16 protein-coding genes and 1 pseudogene are annotated in these 18994 nt (G+C 42.6%); 7 read left to right on the top strand and 10 right to left on the bottom strand.

Going from position 1 to position 18994, the window contains the following annotated elements; all coding sequences use genetic code 11:
• Positions 1-39: 39 nt before the first annotated feature.
• Positions 40-567 carry an isopentenyl-diphosphate Delta-isomerase gene (idi, locus tag C4F40_RS05590; protein WP_196938367.1) on the top strand — a complete coding sequence of 176 codons (528 nt, stop codon included), beginning with the start codon at positions 40-42 and terminating at the stop codon, positions 565-567.
• 95 nt (positions 568-662) lie between these two features.
• On the opposite strand, the gene C4F40_RS05585 is transcribed toward idi, so the two are convergent.
• The 6 genes and pseudogenes from C4F40_RS05585 to C4F40_RS05560 form a co-directional block, all read right to left on the bottom strand.
• Positions 663-1688, bottom strand: coding sequence for an OmpA family protein (locus tag C4F40_RS05585; RefSeq protein ID WP_196938366.1), 1026 nt, complete (start codon positions 1686-1688; stop codon positions 663-665).
• Between the two features lie 629 nt (positions 1689-2317).
• Positions 2318-2602: pseudogene (locus C4F40_RS05580) on the bottom strand (transposase); the annotation flags it as partial.
• 208 nt (positions 2603-2810) lie between these two features.
• A complete protein-coding gene (locus tag C4F40_RS05575) occupies positions 2811-3596 on the bottom strand; it encodes a hypothetical protein (RefSeq protein WP_196938365.1) in 786 nt (261 codons plus the stop codon).
• Positions 3597-3640: 44 nt separating this feature from the next.
• Entirely contained in the window at positions 3641-4123 is a 483-nt protein-coding gene (locus C4F40_RS05570) for a hypothetical protein (protein ID WP_196938364.1), read from the bottom strand.
• A gap of 397 nt (positions 4124-4520) precedes the next feature.
• Positions 4521-4745, bottom strand: coding sequence for a DUF2798 domain-containing protein (locus tag C4F40_RS21730; RefSeq protein ID WP_196938363.1), 225 nt, complete (start codon positions 4743-4745; stop codon positions 4521-4523).
• A gap of 2 nt (positions 4746-4747) precedes the next feature.
• On the bottom strand, positions 4748-5515 hold the full coding sequence (locus C4F40_RS05560) for a nuclear transport factor 2 family protein (RefSeq protein ID WP_196938362.1): 768 nt from the start codon (positions 5513-5515) through the stop codon (positions 4748-4750).
• Positions 5516-5710: 195 nt separating this feature from the next.
• Here C4F40_RS05560 and C4F40_RS05555 point away from each other — a divergent pair, with 195 nt between their 5' ends.
• Complete coding sequence (locus tag C4F40_RS05555) at positions 5711-6049, top strand: winged helix-turn-helix transcriptional regulator (protein WP_231389933.1); 339 nt, start codon at positions 5711-5713, stop codon at positions 6047-6049.
• A gap of 42 nt (positions 6050-6091) precedes the next feature.
• On the opposite strand, the gene C4F40_RS05550 is transcribed toward C4F40_RS05555, so the two are convergent.
• Positions 6092-7507 (bottom strand): aminotransferase-like domain-containing protein, encoded by a 1416-nt coding sequence (locus C4F40_RS05550; RefSeq protein WP_196938360.1) that lies wholly within the window; start codon positions 7505-7507, stop codon positions 6092-6094.
• A gap of 92 nt (positions 7508-7599) precedes the next feature.
• Here C4F40_RS05550 and C4F40_RS05545 point away from each other — a divergent pair, with 92 nt between their 5' ends.
• Positions 7600-8490, top strand: a complete 891-nt coding sequence (locus C4F40_RS05545) for a DMT family transporter (protein ID WP_196938359.1) — start codon at positions 7600-7602, stop codon at positions 8488-8490.
• A gap of 36 nt (positions 8491-8526) precedes the next feature.
• On the opposite strand, the gene C4F40_RS05540 is transcribed toward C4F40_RS05545, so the two are convergent.
• Positions 8527-8952 (bottom strand): DoxX family protein, encoded by a 426-nt coding sequence (locus tag C4F40_RS05540; protein ID WP_196938358.1) that lies wholly within the window; start codon positions 8950-8952, stop codon positions 8527-8529.
• 143 nt (positions 8953-9095) lie between these two features.
• Between C4F40_RS05540 and mgrA the strand changes: the two genes are divergently transcribed.
• A complete protein-coding gene (mgrA, locus tag C4F40_RS05535; RefSeq protein ID WP_196938357.1) occupies positions 9096-10127 on the top strand; it encodes an L-glyceraldehyde 3-phosphate reductase in 1032 nt (343 codons plus the stop codon).
• Positions 10128-10455: 328 nt separating this feature from the next.
• Complete coding sequence (locus C4F40_RS05530) at positions 10456-11670, top strand: mandelate racemase/muconate lactonizing enzyme family protein (protein ID WP_196938356.1); 1215 nt, start codon at positions 10456-10458, stop codon at positions 11668-11670.
• 137 nt (positions 11671-11807) lie between these two features.
• Here the strand turns inward: C4F40_RS05530 and C4F40_RS05525 are convergent, their stop codons facing one another.
• Entirely contained in the window at positions 11808-14756 is a 2949-nt protein-coding gene (locus tag C4F40_RS05525) for a M16 family metallopeptidase (protein WP_231389931.1), read from the bottom strand.
• Between the two features lie 37 nt (positions 14757-14793).
• Positions 14794-15240: a protein-disulfide reductase DsbD domain-containing protein gene (locus C4F40_RS05520; RefSeq protein WP_196938355.1), complete on the bottom strand. Its 447-nt coding sequence runs from the start codon at positions 15238-15240 to the stop codon at positions 14794-14796.
• Positions 15241-15758: 518 nt separating this feature from the next.
• On the opposite strand from C4F40_RS05520, the gene C4F40_RS05515 reads away from it, so the two are divergent.
• Both C4F40_RS05515 and ggpS read left to right on the top strand, forming a co-directional pair.
• A complete protein-coding gene (locus C4F40_RS05515; RefSeq protein WP_196938354.1) occupies positions 15759-16748 on the top strand; it encodes an NAD(P)H-dependent glycerol-3-phosphate dehydrogenase in 990 nt (329 codons plus the stop codon).
• The gene (ggpS, locus tag C4F40_RS05510) at positions 16745-18991 is read left to right on the top strand and encodes a glucosylglycerol-phosphate synthase (RefSeq protein ID WP_231389930.1); all 2247 of its coding nucleotides are present in this window, start codon (positions 16745-16747) and stop codon (positions 18989-18991) included. The genes C4F40_RS05515 and ggpS overlap by 4 nt, the downstream gene beginning before the upstream one ends.
• Positions 18992-18994 lie beyond the last annotated feature (3 nt).

The following is an 18994-nucleotide window of genomic DNA, read 5'->3' as shown; positions in this document are numbered from 1 at the left end:
GTGGCGTTTGAGGTAGGATATATTGACAATAAATTGTTTATGGAAAGAAATAGTGTTGTACTGGTGGATAGGGAAGATGCAGCCCTAGGAGAGATGGACAAAATGGAAGCGCACCGATTGGGTGTCTTGCACCGTGCCTTTTCAATTTTTATATTTAACGGGAATGGCGATATGCTGATTCATCAGCGGGCAAAAGGAAAGTATCATGGTGCCGGCCTATGGACAAATGCCTGCTGCTCGCATCCACAGTGGGATGAAGATATCGCAGAAAGTGCAAAGGAGCGGTTGGTATTTGAAATGGGACTGTCGTGTAGCCTAGAGAAGGCTTTTTCTTTTATATATAATATACCCGTGGAGAATAACCTGATAGAACATGAGTATGACCACGTTTTTTACGGCTACACGGATGTTCAACCGGATCCCAATCCGGCCGAAATCCAAAATTACAGGTGGATATCGCTAGGCCAACTGGAGCAGGAGGTGGATGCGCAACCGCAGGATTTCACATACTGGTTCAAAATGGCGTTGAAACGGATTATAGCCGATTTTACGGCAGCTTCAAATTAGCAGGCTGGCATGAGCCAATGATGATATAGCCCGTGTGATCCACTTAACGCCCACACGAGTGGCCCTCAAGAAATAAGATATATCAGACAATAGTGTTATTTCTTTACCAGCTCTACTCTTCTGTTTTGTGCTTTGCCCTCTTCCGTGGTGTTATCGGCTATCGGATTATCTTGTCCGTACCCGCCTGAACTTAAGCGATCGGCGCTGATACCTGCAGTGATTAGCTCACTTTTGACAGTTGCTGCTCGCGCTTCGGAAAGTTTTTTGTTGTGATCTGCAGTTCCCGAATTATCAGTGTACCCATTGATTTCAAGTTTAAGCGTGTTATCGGCTTTTAATACTTTGGTGATCTCGTTTACGGCATCGACGCCGTCTGGTTTCAATGTGGCTTTGTCCGTATCGAAGTTAATATGCAAAACGGCTTTCCCTTTTTCATTCAGTTGGGTTGCAATTTCGTCTGATTTTAACATCGTAATGGTCTGTTTAAAGGCTTCTTGCTGAAGAATCTGTAGCCGCCCCCCGGCTGTATTGCCCGAAAATTGGATATACACATCGCCACCGTCTGCTCTGCGGATCACGTAGACTTTTACTGGAGAATTCCAATAATCGATCGATCCACCTTCGCCAAAATAGGTGGCTTCGTCTTTAATGCGATCAATTTCATCTTTCGAAACTTTGCCATCAAAAATTTTCACTCCGCCAACGGCAACAATCGCTTCGGTATAGCTCTTTTCAAAGTAGGGCAAAGACCATTCGCCATGTTTTCGTCCTTCTGTACTGATGTCGGCTTTCCATACCCTTCCTTCAATCGGTGTCATGACTCCATCAATCGGAAAAAAGATCCGGTCAAACTTGCGTTCGATTGGTTTTTTATTGAGCAGGGCTAATCCCTCTGGCAAACTGAAAAATGGAAATTCACCCAGTTCTTTGTCCGATAGGGCAATCGTATTGATATCGAAGGACGGCGATGTGCTGGGCGTTGTACTGCTTTCCGTATTCGGTACTTCTACGCGCAGGGAATCTTCTTGCTCGGTGTCTGTTTTTTGGTTACTGTTATTACAAGATACTGTAAACGCAGAGAGGGCGATGAGTACGGATAAGCTACTGGATAATCTTTTCATTTTTATGTGTGTATGGTTACTGATCAATTGCATCTTCATGCTATGAATTAAATTACAAAGCTAAAATAACAATAATCTACAAGTTTTGCGATTTAATTAATCACACCGTAATGTTAGCGACGCGGCAATCTTCGAGGGGTTGGTAACTAGGAATTAGTGACTGGTGAATCGTGACTGGAAATCAGGAAACGGGTAGCCGGAATCAGGAATTGGTGAGTCGTAAATCTCAATCTAATATCTCACATCTCACATCTCAAGAGGTACCGTTTGTTCAATTTGGGCAAGCATCCAATGGGGTGATATGTTACAGACTGCCATATTATCTGCCGTGGGTGCCTGTGTCAGTTTTTTGGTAAGCCGCTTACTCGCTGAGGTAGCAAAGAAAAATGGTCGCCGGAAAGACAGCGCAAACTAGCATAACGCAACATGATCACAAGTAAAAGGACCATCAATTTTCGGAGGGCACTGAAAAAGTATTTCAATAATTTTAAGATCTTAAAGCGATCAGGAAAAGGCAACTTTTACTTGGTCGCTTTTCTTTTATCCCATTGTTTGCTCGGGTGATTTCATGTGGTTGATATAGATGTATTACCGATTTAATGGAGGGCTTGAGATCATTTTCCTGGAACTTAGTTCATCAGCTTGATGATCTTTTTAAGATTTACGGTAAAGATTGCCAATGCGCCCTGCATTTGCATGTTTTCGATGCCATAGGCTATCGCACGGCCATAGCCATGAACGTTCTTTAGTTCACTGTTCTTCGCTTCGATCTTATATCTGTGTTTGATGTTTTCTTTGTATTCCGCGGTTTCCTGGAATGCCATCTGCTTTAGGTGTGTGCCTGATTTGATGGTGACCGAATAGGTTTTGGACCTTGCGCCCGGCCGATAGCAATTTTCCCTTAGTGGGCAAGCATATTTGTGTTTTTTCTTTTGACACTATTAAGATACAAAAAACGGGGCTGAAAACCTAAATTTTCAACCCCGTTTTTACTAAAGGACTTTTTCAGTGACCTCTCAAAAAGGCAGTCTCTTTTAACGGTGACGATATATGGCTATGTGTATTTGGTTCCATTCTTCTCATGTAGATGTAGTGTAAATATTCACTACGGTATAAGGATGACTATGGTAGTTTACCTGATTTAATGACTACGCCTATCGGCAGCTTCACTTTAACCGGATGTTGTAATATTTGATAGCCACGTATAGATTCTGAAACAAGTATCTCGCCGATTTCATCAATGAGCTTTCCATAGACTTTTGATCCCCAGGAGGTGTATTCTACGCTTTTAATATGTCCTTGCTGATCAATGCTGACATCAAAAAACAGTTTTGGAAGTTGTTCAAAATTGTTCACGTCAATCTTTTTAACGAGATTAGCTGCATTCAGAACTATTGCCTGGTCTTCATATTTTGAATTGGAATAACTGGAATCCAGTAAACATTGATCGTTGGGCAAATGAAAAGTAGATGAGTCCAACATATCGGTCACCTCTTTCCAAAACTCTACCGAATCTACTGCATCAAAGTGGGTTGTATAATATGCATTTAAACTGTCTGCACTATGGCTTTCTCCCGATGTATTCTGTTGTAAAGAATCGTTGCCGGATACCTTCTTTATGGAAGTACCGGTAAACGTCTCACAGGCTAAGCTGACTTCACCATTTTTCTCAACATTCGTATATTTCCTGATTAAAGAATCGTTTCTGTAAAATTCGTAAATCGAGATCAGACTATCTTTCTCTTCGATGCATACGAACACCCTTTTTTCGTGATCCAGATAATAGTTTCTAACATGGGATTGATGTGTGATTTCTTTTATACCTGAATCCGAGGTGTTGCTATTGATACACGAGGAATAAACCAAGTTGACCAAAGCACATAGTAAAATTAAAATTATATTTCTCATGATTTATTGTTCAGAATAATAGTTGCATAATTTATAAGGACGTTTTAATACCCACCGCTATTATTCTCAGAGCCTTGATTCCACCAAGGGGTAGTATAGCTTCCAACAGAACCTATTTCGTAACCTGCTTTTATATAAGGAACTGAAGTAGTACTGCTTTGGTTTAATGTCGGGTCATGCGCCCTGTGTACACAGATTTTAGAAGTATCTTCCAAAAAAGCCATTTTAAGTTGTTCGAACCAGTTATTGGGGTAGAGATGATCGTCGCCTGCCGTGATTAAGACGTCATTCGAAAATTCAATCATAGCAGGAACTAACTTTTTGTACGATTTCAGATCTTCGCAAAATTTTATTTCCAATCCGATACCGCACAGTTTTCTTAGTATTGGCGGTACAGGAGTATCATATGCAAGCCAAAAAATTATTCTGTCGGGAGCCAAGGTTTGATTCAGTAGCGAACAGACCGCATACGGTGCGATACTTTCGACACGATGTCCATAACTTGTCAATGTTACGATATATCTCATAATAACTTTTACTATTGGAGGCTAATCAGCTATGACCCAAACGTCCACCACTTTGATGAAAGAATTACAGGTCTGCCTTTGATCTCTAAAGTGTGAAATGATCACTCTAAAAATAACAATATAAATGGTTAACTGCAATATGCTTACCTTAGGGAAATTCATCCTCGCTGATCTTGCAAAGCAGATTGTCCTTGGGAATGATCAGGTTATACAGCCTCGAAAAGGAACTGAACTGAAGTTCTTGTTGTTGAGCTAACATCTAAAAGCATTTTTCTAAATCGACTTTAAGATAAAAAAAAACGAGCGGTAAAACTTAGTTTTTCTGCTCGTTTTTAACCTTTAATTTCTAAAGGCACTTTTTCAGTGCCCTCAATTTTCGGATGGTCCTTTTCTTACACTATTTTAAAATCCTGTTGGTTATTTTGTCTGCTAATGGCAATAATAACAATACGCATAGGTAAGCGATTGGTAATAGTAAAAGCCAGGATTTAAAAAACAGATCAATCCGATTTTCGATAAAAGTCCCTTTCATCAAATGAGTGACTATTGAAATTACGAAGGTTGTAGGTAATACAACAAAAAATGTATTAATGAATCTAAAATATTTTTGCCGATGCTTCATGGTTAAAATTTTCCGTTGTCGTTTTTCCGTTTTTTCTGTTCGGGTATCGCTTCGATAACATCCCAATGCTCTACAATTTTGTCCTGTTCAATTCGATACAGGTCGTAGAAGGCTGCGTGCTCTCCCCAGAAGGAACCCTCGCTTAATACCAAAACAAAATTGCCTTCTCCCAGTACTTTATGAATTTTGTTATAGATTTGAGGTTTTCCGTCCTTTTTCCATTGCGCTAACACATTTAGAAACTCTTGAACACCATCTCCCATATAGGGATTATGCTGAATTAATTCATCGTTTCTAAAATACGCCGATACAAGATCGATTTGCCCGTTAACCAATACATTTTTAACAAAATTTTGAGCCAGTCTTTTGTTGTCGTCTGTTTTATGGTGATCTACTGCTTTGGTTTTTCCATCGGTCATCGTCCTTCCACTTTTGTTCAGCTTTCTGCTGTTAGTTTGAAGATTGTCCCAATGCTCTACGCTGACTCCATTTTCAAAACGGTGTATATCAAAGGCCGCCGTGTGTTCGAAAAGAAAATAATCTACATGAACAAATCCGATATCACCATCTTGAAATTTACGAACCACATTCGTATATACCTTCTCCATCGGCATCTGCTCGTGTAATGCCAAAATTGCCTGAAGCCCGGTTGCTACATTTGGATTATGTTGTTTATAGGATTCCGGATGAATTAGTCCTATTTCTGCCAACGTTTCCGTTTCGATGCTGTTTTGTATAGCTTCTGCTTTATCCTTGTTTGATAATTCCATGTGTTTATTTATTAAAATTAATACATCCAAAAGTATGGACATCGGAAACAAGATAAAATACGGGTTAAAATAATGCTATAGTGAAAATATTGTCACTATATTCATTGTTTAAAATATAGCTTAAATTTGTCCTATAAAAATGCAGGTTAAATAGCGATGTACGAAAAAAAAATACCAAAAGATTTCAGTTGCGGAATGAGCATAACCCTCGAAATAATAGGGGGGAAATGGAAGCCCTGTCTGATTAATTCGATCCATAAAGGGATACACAGACCAAGCGAGTTAGCAAGAAAAAACCCGGAAGCAAGCAAACGTGTGCTGAGCCTGCAACTAAAAGAACTGGAAGAACATGGCGTTGTCAGAAAAGTCATTTATCCTATACTTCCACCTAAAGTCGAGTATTTTTTAACCGAACTGGGTGAGTCGCTTTTGCCCATTATCACACTGATGGAAACTTGGGGAAGTGATTTTATAGACGACGTTTCGTCTGACGCATCTCGGTTTAAACTCAATACGAATAATACGATCAAATAATATCTTTAAATCCCACACAAAAAGTGGGATTTTTTAGTTTGCTTACGCAAGCATTTTTGCAAGGTTTCCAAGCTGTTTTAGTTTTAACTGCAGCTCTTCTGTCCAGGGCAGGCCAATACAAAGGCGCATGCAATGCTGAAACTGATTTTGTAGGGTAAACATTCTACCGGGAGCGATACTTATTTGCTTTTTTAAAGCGTAATTATACAGTTCTGCCGTGTCAATTTGTTTCGGTAGCTCTACCCATAATGCAAGCCCGCCCTGTGGCCGGCTTATTTTAGTGCCATCAGGGAAATGCGCGGATATGGCAAGTGCATAGCGTTGATAGTTTTCCTGTAGCGTCTTACGAAAATGACGGAGGTGATTATCGTATCTACCGGTCATGAGGAAATTCCCTACCGCTTCGTGGATGATAGAGGTGGAAGATATCGCGTGGATCAGCTTTAGTTTTAATATTTGGTCTTTGTATTTGCCGGGGGCAATCCAGCCCACCCGGTAGCCGGGGGCCAGGGTTTTTGATACCGAACCGCACCACAACACATTTCCGTCGGTATCAAAAGATTTACAGCATTTAGGACGCTCAGGGCCAAAGTGAATATCACCATAGGTATCATCTTCAATCAAGGGGATATTATATTGTGCCAAAAGGGTTACGATTTCTTTCTTGTTTTGATCCGGCATGCAATACCCTAATGGCGTATTGAAATTGGGCACTAGCAGACAGACGTTTATTTGGGGAAGTAATTTTTTAAGCGCATCAATATCTATCCCGCTCACAGGGTGTGTAGCAATTTCAAGCACATGCAATCCCATACTGACCGCGAGCTGCAAAATACCGGGATAGCAGGGGCTCTCCAATGCGAGGGTATCGCCTGGCTTTGTTACCGCGATAAGGCATAGTGCCAATGCATTCATACAGCCGCTCGTCGTAATGACGTCGTCTTCTGTTAATGCGCCTTCCCAGGCCAAGGATCGAACGGCTACCATTCTTCGCAGCTTTAGATTACCTTGTAAAGGTTCGTATTCGGTACCGCCTTCTTTTAACGATCTCGTAGCCAGCACAATTTCCTTTTTTAGCTTTGCCAGGGGCAAAATATTGCCCGAAGGCACACCAATAGAAAATAACGTTAAGTCATGACGGCCCATCGTGGAGTAAACACCGTTGATCAAATCATTCGGTTCTTTATTGTTGGCTATAGGCAGGGGCTTGCTTACTTCAGGCAGCGGAAGTTTCAGGTAACTTAACGGGCTGACAAAATAACCGGACTGGGGTTTGGATTGTGCGAGCGATTGCGCTTCCAGTTCAAGAAATATCCGCTTGGCTGTATTTACACTTATGCCGTGCTCCGTGCTCAACATGCGTACCGAAGGCAGACGTTCGCCTTCTTTCAGTACACCTGTTTTGATCTTGTTGGCAATGTTGCCTGCTATCTCCTGGTATAAAAAGTCTTTCTTCACCCTACAAATGTAACTGTGTCTATCCAAATAACAAAAACTGTGACTGTGTTTGTTCTTTTTAGTTGACGAATTTTACAGCAAAATAGTAGATCATGGCAGAAATAGGGTTAAGTAAGGTAAAAGAGGATACCACACAAGGTTGGCTAAATGGCATAATGGGGGTGATATTATTTAGTGGATCGCTTCCTGCTACGCGGATCGCTGTATTAGAACTCAACCCGATATTCTTAACGGCGGCGCGGGCTTCTATTGCAGGGATACTTGCGCTGATCGCGTTGTTGGTTTTTAAGGAAAAACGCCCTGCCCAAAAGCAGCTTTTACCACTGGCTATTGTTGCGCTTGGTGTGGTGGTCGGTTTTCCCTTATTAAGTGCTCTGGCGCTACAATATGTTACTTCGGCACATTCCATCGTCTTTTTGGGCATGTTGCCTGTTGCAACGGCGATCTTTGGCGTCGTTCGCGGAGGCGAACGCCCACGGCCGGTGTTTTGGCTTTTCTCAGTTGTCGGCAGTCTTTTGGTAATGGGGTATGCTGTTGCACAGGGCTTTGCGTCTTCACCTTTGGGCGACATATTAATGCTTGCGGCAATTGTTTTTTGCGGATTGGGGTATGCGGAAGGGGCCAAACTCACCCGCACATTGGGCGGCTGGCAGGTCATCTCCTGGGCATTGGTTCTGTCACTGCCTGTTATGATGCCGCTTACCCTGATGTATATGCCGCCTTCGCTTGCGGATATCAGTACAGGGGCTTGGCTTGGCCTGGCGTATGTTTCGCTGTTTAGTATGTTTATTGCCTTTATCTTTTGGTACCGGGGCCTGGCGCAGGGAGGCATCGCAACGGTAGGTCAATTACAGCTGTTACAGCCCTTTTTGGGCTTGGCGGTTGCGAGCTCATTGCTACACGAAAAGGTGAGCTTCGGTATGCTGGCTGTTACAATAGCCGTAATCGGCTGTGTGGCATGTACAAAAAGATTTGCGAAGTAATACCCACATTTAATATCTCTTCTCTAATCGCTAGGGTTATTTCGACTCCGGGTTAAAACCACGCGTCGATATTGCCCCCATACTCCATAATGCCCATACAATCAAGACGGGCTGAAAGAAAAGCCGAAGCAGGCGGGCTTGGTCTGTATCTAAACCAAAAGCATCAACCCGATTGACGTATTGAGCCCAGTTCCCCGGAAATACAGCCACAAAAAATAAGGCAAGCAACCACGGTACCCACTTCTTTTTATGGCCTAGAATGATAACCGCAAAACCCAACGCAAGCTCGACTACTCCCGATAAAATCACCATCAGATCCTTTTCTAAAGGTATCCAATTCGGCACTTGCGCCTGAAACTCGAACCGCGAAAATGATAAATGTGCAGCGCCGGCGAATATCATAAATGATCCGAGGAGAATACGCGCTGCGTGTTGGAGCCTACTGATTTTTCGTGTACCCATGATGATTCTTTTCTGTTGTAAACAACGAATGATATTAAACATTGTTTGTGCGGATGGCATTATTGTTTTTTTTGTAAATTAGCTTTGCCGTTCTAATGCATTAAGGAAACGGACAATCGGATCTAAACTTTTTAAAATAACGTATGCAATACACTCCTAATCCAGACAGATACCAGAACATGGTGTACAATAGATGTGGCAAAAGCGGCTTGATGCTGCCGGCGGTATCACTTGGTCTATGGCATAATTTCGGGGACGATAAGCCTCATCGTGTAAAACAGGATATTTGCCGCACGGCATTTGACCTCGGAATTACGCATTTTGATCTCGCCAATAATTACGGCCCGCCCCCGGGAAGTGCCGAATCAGCATTTGGCAGAGTACTGAAAGAAGATTTTTACGGTCTGCGCGACGAACTGCTTATTTCTACAAAGGCAGGTTATGAAATGTGGCCCGGCCCTTATGGGGAATGGGGAAGCAAAAAATACCTCATTGCGAGTTGCGAGCAGAGCTTAAGACGGATGGGACTTGAGTATGTGGACATATTTTATTCGCATCGATTTGACCCGAACACGCCGCTGGAGGAGACGATGCAGGCCTTAGACCAATTGGTGCGGTCGGGCAAAGCGCTCTACGTGGGGTTGTCTTCTTATAACAGTAAGCGGACCAGAGAGGCTGTAGCTATATTAAAATCTTTGGGTACCCCATGTATAATCCATCAGCCCAGCTATTCATTACTTAATCGATGGGTTGAGGAAGATGGATTGATTGATACCTTAGACGATCTTGGAATCGGTTCTATTGTTTTTTCGCCACTTGCGCAGGGTATGCTCACGACAAAATATCTGAAAGACATTCCTGAAAATAGTCGCGCAACACAGCACAAATCACTAAACCCGAACTTCCTAAGCACGCAGAATTTGGATAGGATAAAAGCATTAAACGAAATAGCGGAAAGCCGGGGTCAGACCTTAGCGCAAATGGCTATCGCCTGGGTGTTAAAAAAAGAAAGGATAACTTCTGCGCTAATAGGTGCCAGTAGGCCAGAGCAGGTCGTCGACTGCGTTGGAGCGGTTAAGAACCTAGTGTTTACAGCCGATGAATTAGCAGATATCGATCAATATGCGCAAGATGGAGCGCTTAATATATGGGCTAAATCGGCAGAGCTAGGGTAATAGCTTGGCGGCAGATAGAGAGGGAAACAACATGTTTCTCTCTTTTTTTTAAAAATATATACGGTAGTGAAAAAAATATTTTACCTTTAGGTATAACTAAAACATAAACTTAATTAAAGCTGGTATGATCTTTACATCCAAAATGCTAAAACGATTTATTATATTGATATTTCTGTACATTACGCATGATTTATACGAAGGATTAACCCGTCATTATAATCACTAATCGGTACGATCGCATAGCTCCCCATCGGCAGATAAACGGCAATTGTGAATTTATTGATACGACCTAAAACATAAGCTTATCCATAAAACAAAAAATAAACAGATGAAAAGAAGAAACTTTTTACATGCCTTAAACATCGGTATTGCATCCGCGGCTTTGCTAGATACAAAGCTGTATGGGATGTCGTCGACCATACCTTTGTCACTACCTTTTAATGATAAAGAGCTATCGTACCACACCATTCAGTCGATAAATTTTTCGTCTGTACGTTTACAGTATCCACGCTTAGTGGGTAAGAATGCCCGTCTTGATTTGCATGGGTACGGTCCTAGGGTGGAGACCTGCATTATCCATACCGATAAGGGGGCTATGGGATGGGGATCGTTAAGAGGGTCGAGAAGGCATGCCGAAGATGTGGCAAAGGAGCTGCTAGGAAAAAAAATTTCGGATGTATTTCAAACAAATATTGGGATTTTAGACGCGAAAAATATACCGTTTGATATGGCATTGCACGACATTGCCGGTGTAATATTAAATAAACCGGTGTATGCGTTATTGGGACAGGAAAAACCGATCATAACAGACTGCTACAGCGGAATGATTTATTTTGACGATTTGGAGCCTGCACATAATCCAGGCGGAATTGATAAAATACTGGAGGAGTGTGCATATGATTATAAACTCGGCTATCGGCAATTTAAGCTAAAGATCGGCCGCGGAAATCGTTGGATGCCTTTTAAAGAGGGATTGCAGCGGGATATCGATGTCACAAAAAAAGTGGCCGAAGCTTTTCCGGACTGTCGGGTATTAGTTGATGGGAATAACGGGTTTTCTGTTGAAGAATTCATCCAATATATGAAAGGAATATCGGGTGTTAATTTATTTTGGATTGAAGAACCTTTCCATGAAACTGTTGTAGATTACGAAAAATTACGGGCTTGGTTAAAAAGTGAGGGTATTAGTACGCTGTTGGCCGATGGTGAGGCTGATTGGGATCAAAATCTGCTAAGGGAACTGATCGAAAAGAAACTGATCGATGTACACCTTACCGATATCGAAGACTTGGGTTTTACCAATTGGCGCAAATTGATGCCCGAACTGCAGCGATTGGGCGCACAGACATCTCCGCATGCTTGGGGTTCATTGTTAAAGACACACTACACGGCGCATCTAACCGGAGGTCTTGGCAATACAGTTACGATTGAGGGCGTGTCTAGTACATCCGATGATGTAGACTTGTCGGGCTATAAAATACAAAATGGCAAATTGATACCTCCTGCAACGCCGGGTTTTGGAATGCAGCTGCTTAAGATTTAAATAAGCTGCTATTTCGTCACGATTTCCACGTGATATTTGTTTGGCAATATCTTACCATCCGGATAAGGATGATAAAAAAGCAACAGGGGCAAACTGATGTGTCTGCCCCTGTTGTAAATAGTTCGTGTGAAAAAATCTTAATATCCGAATAACTCTTCGAGGCTTACTTTTGTAAGTTTTCCGATGTTGCGGAGTTGTTCGTCGGTAACATTTTTCTCGGAGGCTACAATACAATAGGTGTAAGGTTTGCTTGCCAACGCTGTTTGATGAACGTTTTCGATATCCTTGAACTGCATTGTTTTGGCCTGCTCATACCAGCTCTTGCGTCGGTCGTGATCGATTCCTTTCTTCAGATTTTGCAGGTAGCTAAAGACAATGCCGTCTTTTTTGATGCGTTGGGTTTCGATGTCGCTAAGGAAACTCTTTTTTGCTGTATCGAATGCTTTATCCGAGCGGGGTAAGGTATTTAATAGGGCATTCATGCCCTTCACAGCATCACTGATTTTATCGGATTGGGTACCAATAAATGCGGACACGCTAAAGGGATCCTCTTTCTTTGCTGGAGTTGAATAGGTTGCATAGGTCGTATAGGCTAACCCCTTGGCTTCCCGTAGGTTTTGAAAAACAATAGACCCCATTCCACCACCAAAGTAGCTGTTAAACAGGGCTATGCTTGCCTCTTTATCGGCCTGGTAAGGTGCTCCTTTTCTATACCAACTGATATCAGCTTGTACCATATCATAATTCGCAAAAAGCACGGTGTTTTCGGTTTGATCCAAACGTGTGTATACGCGCTTAGCAGGTATACTGTTATACGATTTAGGCGATTTGTGGTACTGGCTAAGTGCAGCGGTATATTGTTTTAAGCTAAGTGGGCTATAGGCGATAACTTTATGTTCATAATCCATTAGACCATGTAGTAAAGCGACCAATTCTTCCCCTTTGATTGCGGTCAATGCCTCGGTCGACAACTGATCATTGAAAGGATTTTTAGCGCCGTACGCTGCATAACTCATCAAACCCTGCATAATATTGCGTTTATTTGCCTTGTTGTTTTGACGTTGTTGCAAGACGTCTTTCTTCAGATTATCCAATGCGGCTTCGTCAACTTTACAGTTTTTCAACAAATCAGTAAGCAGTAACATCGCCTTACCATAATTCTCCTGCAAACCGGTTAGCGTAATACGTGTTTCTTCTGTGCCGATACTGATGCTGTAGTTGCAAGCCAACTTGAAGAAAGCTTCTTGTACTTGCGCTCCAGTCAATTTATCAGTGCCTAGGTACGATAGATAACTTCCTGCTAACGGGAGCAATTTGTGGTTCCAACTTCCCATATCAAAAAGAAAGTTTTGCCTGAATAATTGATTTTCTTTGTTCTGTACATACAGAACGGCCGCTTTACCTGCTTTCGCTTGCTGGATATCGCGTTTGTAGTCTAACCATTCTGGCGAAACGGGCAAGGAAGGCATCGAAGCGATTTGGTTTAAATAGGAAGATTGTTTATCTGCATTAGTATGTACGGGCGTGATAGGTGGCTTTTCTACTTTAGCAATATCACCGGCCTCTCCCTGTCTTTTATTAACAACAATATAGTTATCCTTGAAAAACGCGTTTGCAAAGTTTACGATTTCTTCTTTCGTAATTTTGGAAAGGGCATCAAGATAGGCTACTTCTTGATCCCAGCCTGCGCTTTTGGTACGGATGAAATCACTGACCAGATTTTGTGTGCGTGCTGTATTATTATCTAAGCTCTGTAAAAAAGAGAGCGTACTGTTGGCACGGATTGCGTCGATTAGTTCTGCATCGAATTCCCCTTTTTTTAACAGTGCTATTTGTTCTAAAAGTAGCGAGCGCACTTCTTCCAATGTCTGCCCCTGTTTTGGATAGCCGTAAAGGGTAAAGAAGCCGTAGTCTTTTTGTTGATTGACATTGGCGCCTGCAGCCAATACGCGTTGCTTTTGGGATAAATTGAGATCGATTAATCCTGCTTTTCCATTAGACAATAGGGAAGATGCTACATCTGCCAGTAAAGCTTCACGGCTCGTGCTCTTGCCAACACGGTACCCCATCATCATATATTGTGCGCTTGGTCCTGCAACATCGAGAACCGCGGAACGCTGTATCGGGTCTTCTGCGATATTGCTATCCGATACGGCTTTACCGGCCGGAAAAGTGCCAAAATGCTGATCGATCTTCTTGATCATGTCATCAGAGTTGAAATCTCCTGCCAGTACAATGGCCATATTGTTGCCTACGTAATAGGTGTCATAGAATGAACGTATGACTTTTAGGGACGGATTTTTAAGGTGTTCTACCGTGCCCAATGTAGTTTGCTGTCCGTAGTTCGTTTTTGGGAAAAGTTTATCTAATAGTGCTTCGTAAGCGCGGTTTCCGTCATTATCGATGCTCATGTTCTTTTCTTCGTAAACGGTTTCGAGTTCGGTATGGAACAGCCTGAATACGGGATAACGGAAACGTTCGGCTTGTATCATCAAAAATTTATCGATGGAGCTCGACGGGATATCTTCCTTGTAAACGGTTTCATTATACCAGGTATGTGCGTTGGTACCTTGCGAACCGATCGTAGACATCAGTTTGTCGTACTCATTTGCTACGGAGTACCTAGAGGCTTCTACGGATAAGCGGTCAATCTCTTTATAAAGGGATTTGCGTTTCTCTACATCGGTCTCCTTGGTGTACGTTTCGTATAGCTCTTCGATCTGGTCTAATAATACTTTCTCTGACTTCCAATCGGAGGTCCCGAAGTTGTCTGTGCCTTTAAACAGCAGGTGTTCAAGATAATGGGCTAACCCCGTGTGAGTAGCCGGATCATTATTGCTACCGACACGTACGGCGATCTGGGCCGTAACGCGGGGTTCATTTGCATTTTCTGTCAAGATCACGGTAAACCCATTTTTTAACGTGTAAAAGCGGGTATTCATCGGGTCATTGCTCACATAGCGGTACGCGTATCCTGCGGCCTCTGCTTCTTTCCAGCTGTGTTTTTCCTGTGCCTGAATGGGTAGAATAAAGCTCATCCCAATGAACAGGATGCTGATGCGGAAGAAATTACTTTTTATAATCATTGTGCAATTCTTTTAATTTAGTTCTGGGATAGGGACATTATTTTAGGTTAATGGCAAACGCTTTTTCATCGGGTGGCAGGCATTGTGTATCGTTACACACCATGAATTCAACGGCACCTTTTACGACTGTCTGACCTTTTTTCAATTTTATTTTTTGTTGAAAAACGACTTCTTTGGTGAAATAAAGCACCTGCATATTAAACGTCTTTTCAAACTTTTTGTTCGGAGCAGGCTCAAGCACCTTTCCAACGAGTTGATAATCTCCGGAAGGTGTAAAGCTGAATGAAGTCGGAACAGGCCCGCCTTCGCCGATATGCTGCGAATAAATATTCCAACCATTATCGATTGTAGCCTTGAAGAAAAGTACGGCTTCATCTTTTCCGGTTTTTTTAGCAGCAAATGTCCACTTTACGGGATCTAAGATTTGTGCCTGGGCTGCGCTTAAAGTAAAAAGCGCGACTAGTAATATCACAATTTTTTTCATTTTTATATAGTTTTGGTTTTTAAATGTGATGAACATCTGCCTGCGGTCAATGTCATTAAGTTAACGTTTTTTGTCATCCTGACGGTAAGAAGGATCTAAAAACTATGTAGCTAAAAGATGCTTTGGTAAGCCTCAGCGTGACAAGAAGAACACTTTTGTCCTTAACTTAACGATATTGTGCCTGTGGTAGGAAGGGGCGCATCTGTATAAAATTTATTTAATCAAACTTCTTAATTTTTGAAATTATTATCAATGTTAAGGTGTTTTTTCGATAAATTTTTTTGTTTTTATTGATTTATTCGGTGTTTTTTCTTGAATTATGTAAAAAGAACCCCTAGATAGGCCAGAGGCTTCAGGTATACAGATGCCCAAACTAGATGTTTTAATAGCATGCTTTACGCTTACATCTATTTAAGGGAATTTTATTTGCTTTTTAGTTTATTTTAACGTATATTTGCATTCGTATATTCTAAACATAAAACAGCGACTCTGCTGTTTAATATAAAATCCACAATGGTTTGAAAGAAATTAGTGTAATAGGTGGTGGAAGTTGGGCTACCGCTTTAGTGAAAATATTAGCAGAGAATAAGATCCGGGTATATTGGTATCTACGCCGCCAAATGCAGGTGGAGGCCATCACCCGAGAGCGGAGAAATCCAGATTATATCAACTTTGCAAAGCTCGATACCGACTTCATCGAAGCTTCCACCGATTTGGATTACATCCTTTCCAAATGTCAGCACCTCCTCTTCGTTGTTCCCAGTGCGCATCTTCCCACCGTCTGTCAGCAGATCGACCCCCAGAAAATGGAAGATAAAATAATTATTTCTTCTATAAAAGGAACAGTGGGGCTGGATAATCTGCTCCCTTCTGCGTATTTGGCTAAGATTTTCTCGCTGCTAGAGGTTAATCAGGGTATAATTGCCGGACCTTGCCATGCGGAAGAAATCGCGGCCGGAAGGAAGACGTACATGACGGTTTGTGCGACGAACCAGGTGCTGCGTACTGCACTGAGCGAGGCTTTTGCGTCGAATTACATCCAGATCTGTGAAAGCGAAGATCTTTTGGGTGTGGAGTATGCGGCCATCTATAAGAATGTAGTGGGGCTGGTCTGTGGTATGGCCAAGGGAATGAATTATGGCGACAATTTCATCGCGGTGCTGGTGTCTAATGCAATCTACGAATTAGAAATCTTATTAACAGCACTGGGGATCGATAGCCCGCGAATAGGCAGTTCGAGTTACCTGGGCGACTTACTCGTTACCTCGTACTCCGAACACAGCCGGAACCGTACATTCGGCGTATTGATCGGACAGGGATATAATGTGGAGCAGACGAAGGATACCATGTCTATGGTAGCAGAGGGATATACGGCGACAAAAGGTCTACACGACATGGCTACCGAACGTGGTCTTAATTTGCCGATTTTGAATACGGCATACCGGATTTTATATAATTATATGCCGGTTAAAACAGAGTTTAAACTATTAGAAAGGAGCATGATATGATGTTATTAGCAACGGATTTAGATGGTACATTTTTGGGTGGCAGTATGGAAGACCGCCTGCGGTTATACCGTTTGATTAAACAAGAAAAAGATATTCAATTGGTTTTCGTAACGGGTAGGGGGCTGGAATCCGTTATTCCTCTTTTAAATGACCCACTCATTCCGAGGCCGAATTATATTATTGCAGACGTGGGGGCAACCGTAGTGAATGGATTTTCACTCGAGTCTGTTGAACCCCTGCAGGGTGAGATCGAAGCAAAATGGCCTTCATTATATAATATCCGACAGGAGATTTTGGACATTGCAAATGTTACTTATCAGGAGGTGCCACAGCAAAGACGTTGTTCGTTTTACTACGACCAGGAAGTGGATTTGGAACAGATAAGAGGTATTGCTGACCGGTTCAACTGCGATATGATTACGTCGGTGGATCAATACCTGGATATCCTTCCAAAGGATGTAAACAAGGGGAGTACACTGAAGGCACTGGTGGAAACACTGGGTATAGGCGACGAGGATGTACTCACTGCAGGCGACACGCTAAATGACCTCTCGCTATATCAGGTCGGATTTAAAGGTGTAGTGGTGGGAGCTGCCGAACAATTGTTGTTGGATAGCACAGCCGATCAGCCCCATATATACCAGGCGTCCGAAAAAGGGGCCGGGGGGATATTGGAATCCATGGCACATTTCGAGACGTTTAGAAAACATTATCCTGTACCGCGCGGCAAAAATGCCATATCAGTAAGAAAAAAAACGAATCAATTGGTGATGGTTTATCACCGACTGCCTTTTGAACAGGAAATTGTGAACGGTAAGGCTATACGGGTTTCGCCGAAGAGTCCCAATGGGATTATTCCATCCCTACTAGGTCTGTTTGAAAAAGGTAGATCTGGCTTATGGATCGGAGAGGAAGTGCTGCAGGAAGACAGACCAGATATCCCAAACCAGCTTATAGATGAAGAACGCTTTCCAAATTTGGTGGCATCGACCATCAGCTTGCCCAAGAAGGATATCGATCAGTTTTACAGGGTGTTCTCCAAGGAGGCTTTTTGGCCAACGATATTCTCGTTTGTAGACAAGGCAAAATTTAACCATAGCGACTGGGAACACTACCTGAAGATCAACCGGTTATTTGCCGAACGCATCGCCCGGGATGCAGATCAGGATGCCTTGGTATGGATACATGAGTATAACCTCTGGATGGTGCCGGCTTACCTTAAGAGCCTGCGGCCTGATCTGAAAATCGGTTTCTTTCACCATACGTCTTTCCCTGCTGCCGACATATTTAATATTATACCATGGCGGAAAGAGATTATCGGTAGTTTATTGTTGTGCGATTTTATCAGCTTCCACATCCCACGTTATGTCGAAAATTTTGTCGATGTACTGCGCAGCCACACACCTTTTAAAGTGGTCAAAAAAATCAATGCTGCGAAACAGTTCCTTACCTACAGCTGCGCGCTAGGCGTAGACCAGATGACAAAGATTATTGAGGTAGATGGCAGACAGGTACGCTTGGGGGCGCAACCAGTGGGGGTTAATATTGATAAGATAAAGCGTATTTTGAGTACGCCGGAGGTGAAAAACAAAATTGCTTCGGTCAAATCTCAAAAAGAAGAGCTGGGGCGTAAAACAATCTTATCGGTAGAACGCCTTGATTATGTAAAAGGGCCGTTGGAGAAGATACAGGCCTTTGGCGAGTTTCTCGAGGAATATCCCGAATTCCGGGGAAAAGTAGAATTGGTTAACATCTGTACCCCGCCATCGCAGGGTATGTCGATATATGACGATATCCGTGACGAGGTGAATAGGGCCGTCGGTGAAATTAATGGTAAATATGCGACAATGGACTGGGTGCCTATTCAGTACTTCTATCGCTCCCTACCGTTTGAAGAAGTAGTAACCTTGTATGGTTCTAGCGACATTGCCTGGATTACACCACTTCGGGACGGTTTAAATCTAGTTGCTAAGGAGTATATGGCGGTACAGGGCTTTTTGGAAAGCGATGGTGCGCTGGTGCTTTCTGAATTCGCCGGAGCTTCCGTGGAGTTACCGTATGCCATCCTTACTAATCCTTATGATATGAAGAGTATGAAAGAAGGCTTATTAAAAGCTTTACTTATGCCCGAGGACGAAAGAAGGGTACGGGTGAACCGGTTATACGACCAGGTAACGTATTACGATATCCATTACTGGGGAAAGGACTTTGTAAAGGAGCTTGAAAAAGCTGTAGCGAAGTAATGT

The organism is Sphingobacterium pedocola (assembly GCF_015209965.1).
Lineage (GTDB): Bacteria > Bacteroidota > Bacteroidia > Sphingobacteriales > Sphingobacteriaceae > Sphingobacterium > Sphingobacterium pedocola.
This window is presented reverse-complemented; position numbering and strand designations above follow the sequence as displayed.

What these genes read in the sequence shown, in the direction of transcription:
- idi (WP_196938367.1), top strand. Translation starts at nt 40, where the DNA reads ATGGAAAGAAATAGTGTTGTACTGGTGGATAGGGAAGATGCAGCCCTA.
- C4F40_RS05585 (WP_196938366.1), bottom strand. Translation starts at nt 1,688, where the DNA reads ATGAAAAGATTATCCAGTAGCTTATCCGTACTCATCGCCCTCTCTGCG.
- C4F40_RS05575 (WP_196938365.1), bottom strand. Translation starts at nt 3,596, where the DNA reads ATGAGAAATATAATTTTAATTTTACTATGTGCTTTGGTCAACTTGGTT.
- C4F40_RS05570 (WP_196938364.1), bottom strand. Translation starts at nt 4,123, where the DNA reads ATGAGATATATCGTAACATTGACAAGTTATGGACATCGTGTCGAAAGT.
- C4F40_RS21730 (WP_196938363.1), bottom strand. Translation starts at nt 4,745, where the DNA reads ATGAAGCATCGGCAAAAATATTTTAGATTCATTAATACATTTTTTGTT.
- C4F40_RS05560 (WP_196938362.1), bottom strand. Translation starts at nt 5,515, where the DNA reads ATGGAATTATCAAACAAGGATAAAGCAGAAGCTATACAAAACAGCATC.
- C4F40_RS05555 (WP_231389933.1), top strand. Translation starts at nt 5,711, where the DNA reads ATGAGCATAACCCTCGAAATAATAGGGGGGAAATGGAAGCCCTGTCTG.
- C4F40_RS05545 (WP_196938359.1), top strand. Translation starts at nt 7,600, where the DNA reads ATGGCAGAAATAGGGTTAAGTAAGGTAAAAGAGGATACCACACAAGGT.
- C4F40_RS05540 (WP_196938358.1), bottom strand. Translation starts at nt 8,952, where the DNA reads ATGGGTACACGAAAAATCAGTAGGCTCCAACACGCAGCGCGTATTCTC.
- mgrA (WP_196938357.1), top strand. Translation starts at nt 9,096, where the DNA reads ATGCAATACACTCCTAATCCAGACAGATACCAGAACATGGTGTACAAT.
- C4F40_RS05530 (WP_196938356.1), top strand. Translation starts at nt 10,456, where the DNA reads ATGAAAAGAAGAAACTTTTTACATGCCTTAAACATCGGTATTGCATCC.
- C4F40_RS05525 (WP_231389931.1), bottom strand. Translation starts at nt 14,756, where the DNA reads ATGATTATAAAAAGTAATTTCTTCCGCATCAGCATCCTGTTCATTGGG.
- C4F40_RS05520 (WP_196938355.1), bottom strand. Translation starts at nt 15,240, where the DNA reads ATGAAAAAAATTGTGATATTACTAGTCGCGCTTTTTACTTTAAGCGCA.
- ggpS (WP_231389930.1), top strand. Translation starts at nt 16,745, where the DNA reads ATGATGTTATTAGCAACGGATTTAGATGGTACATTTTTGGGTGGCAGT.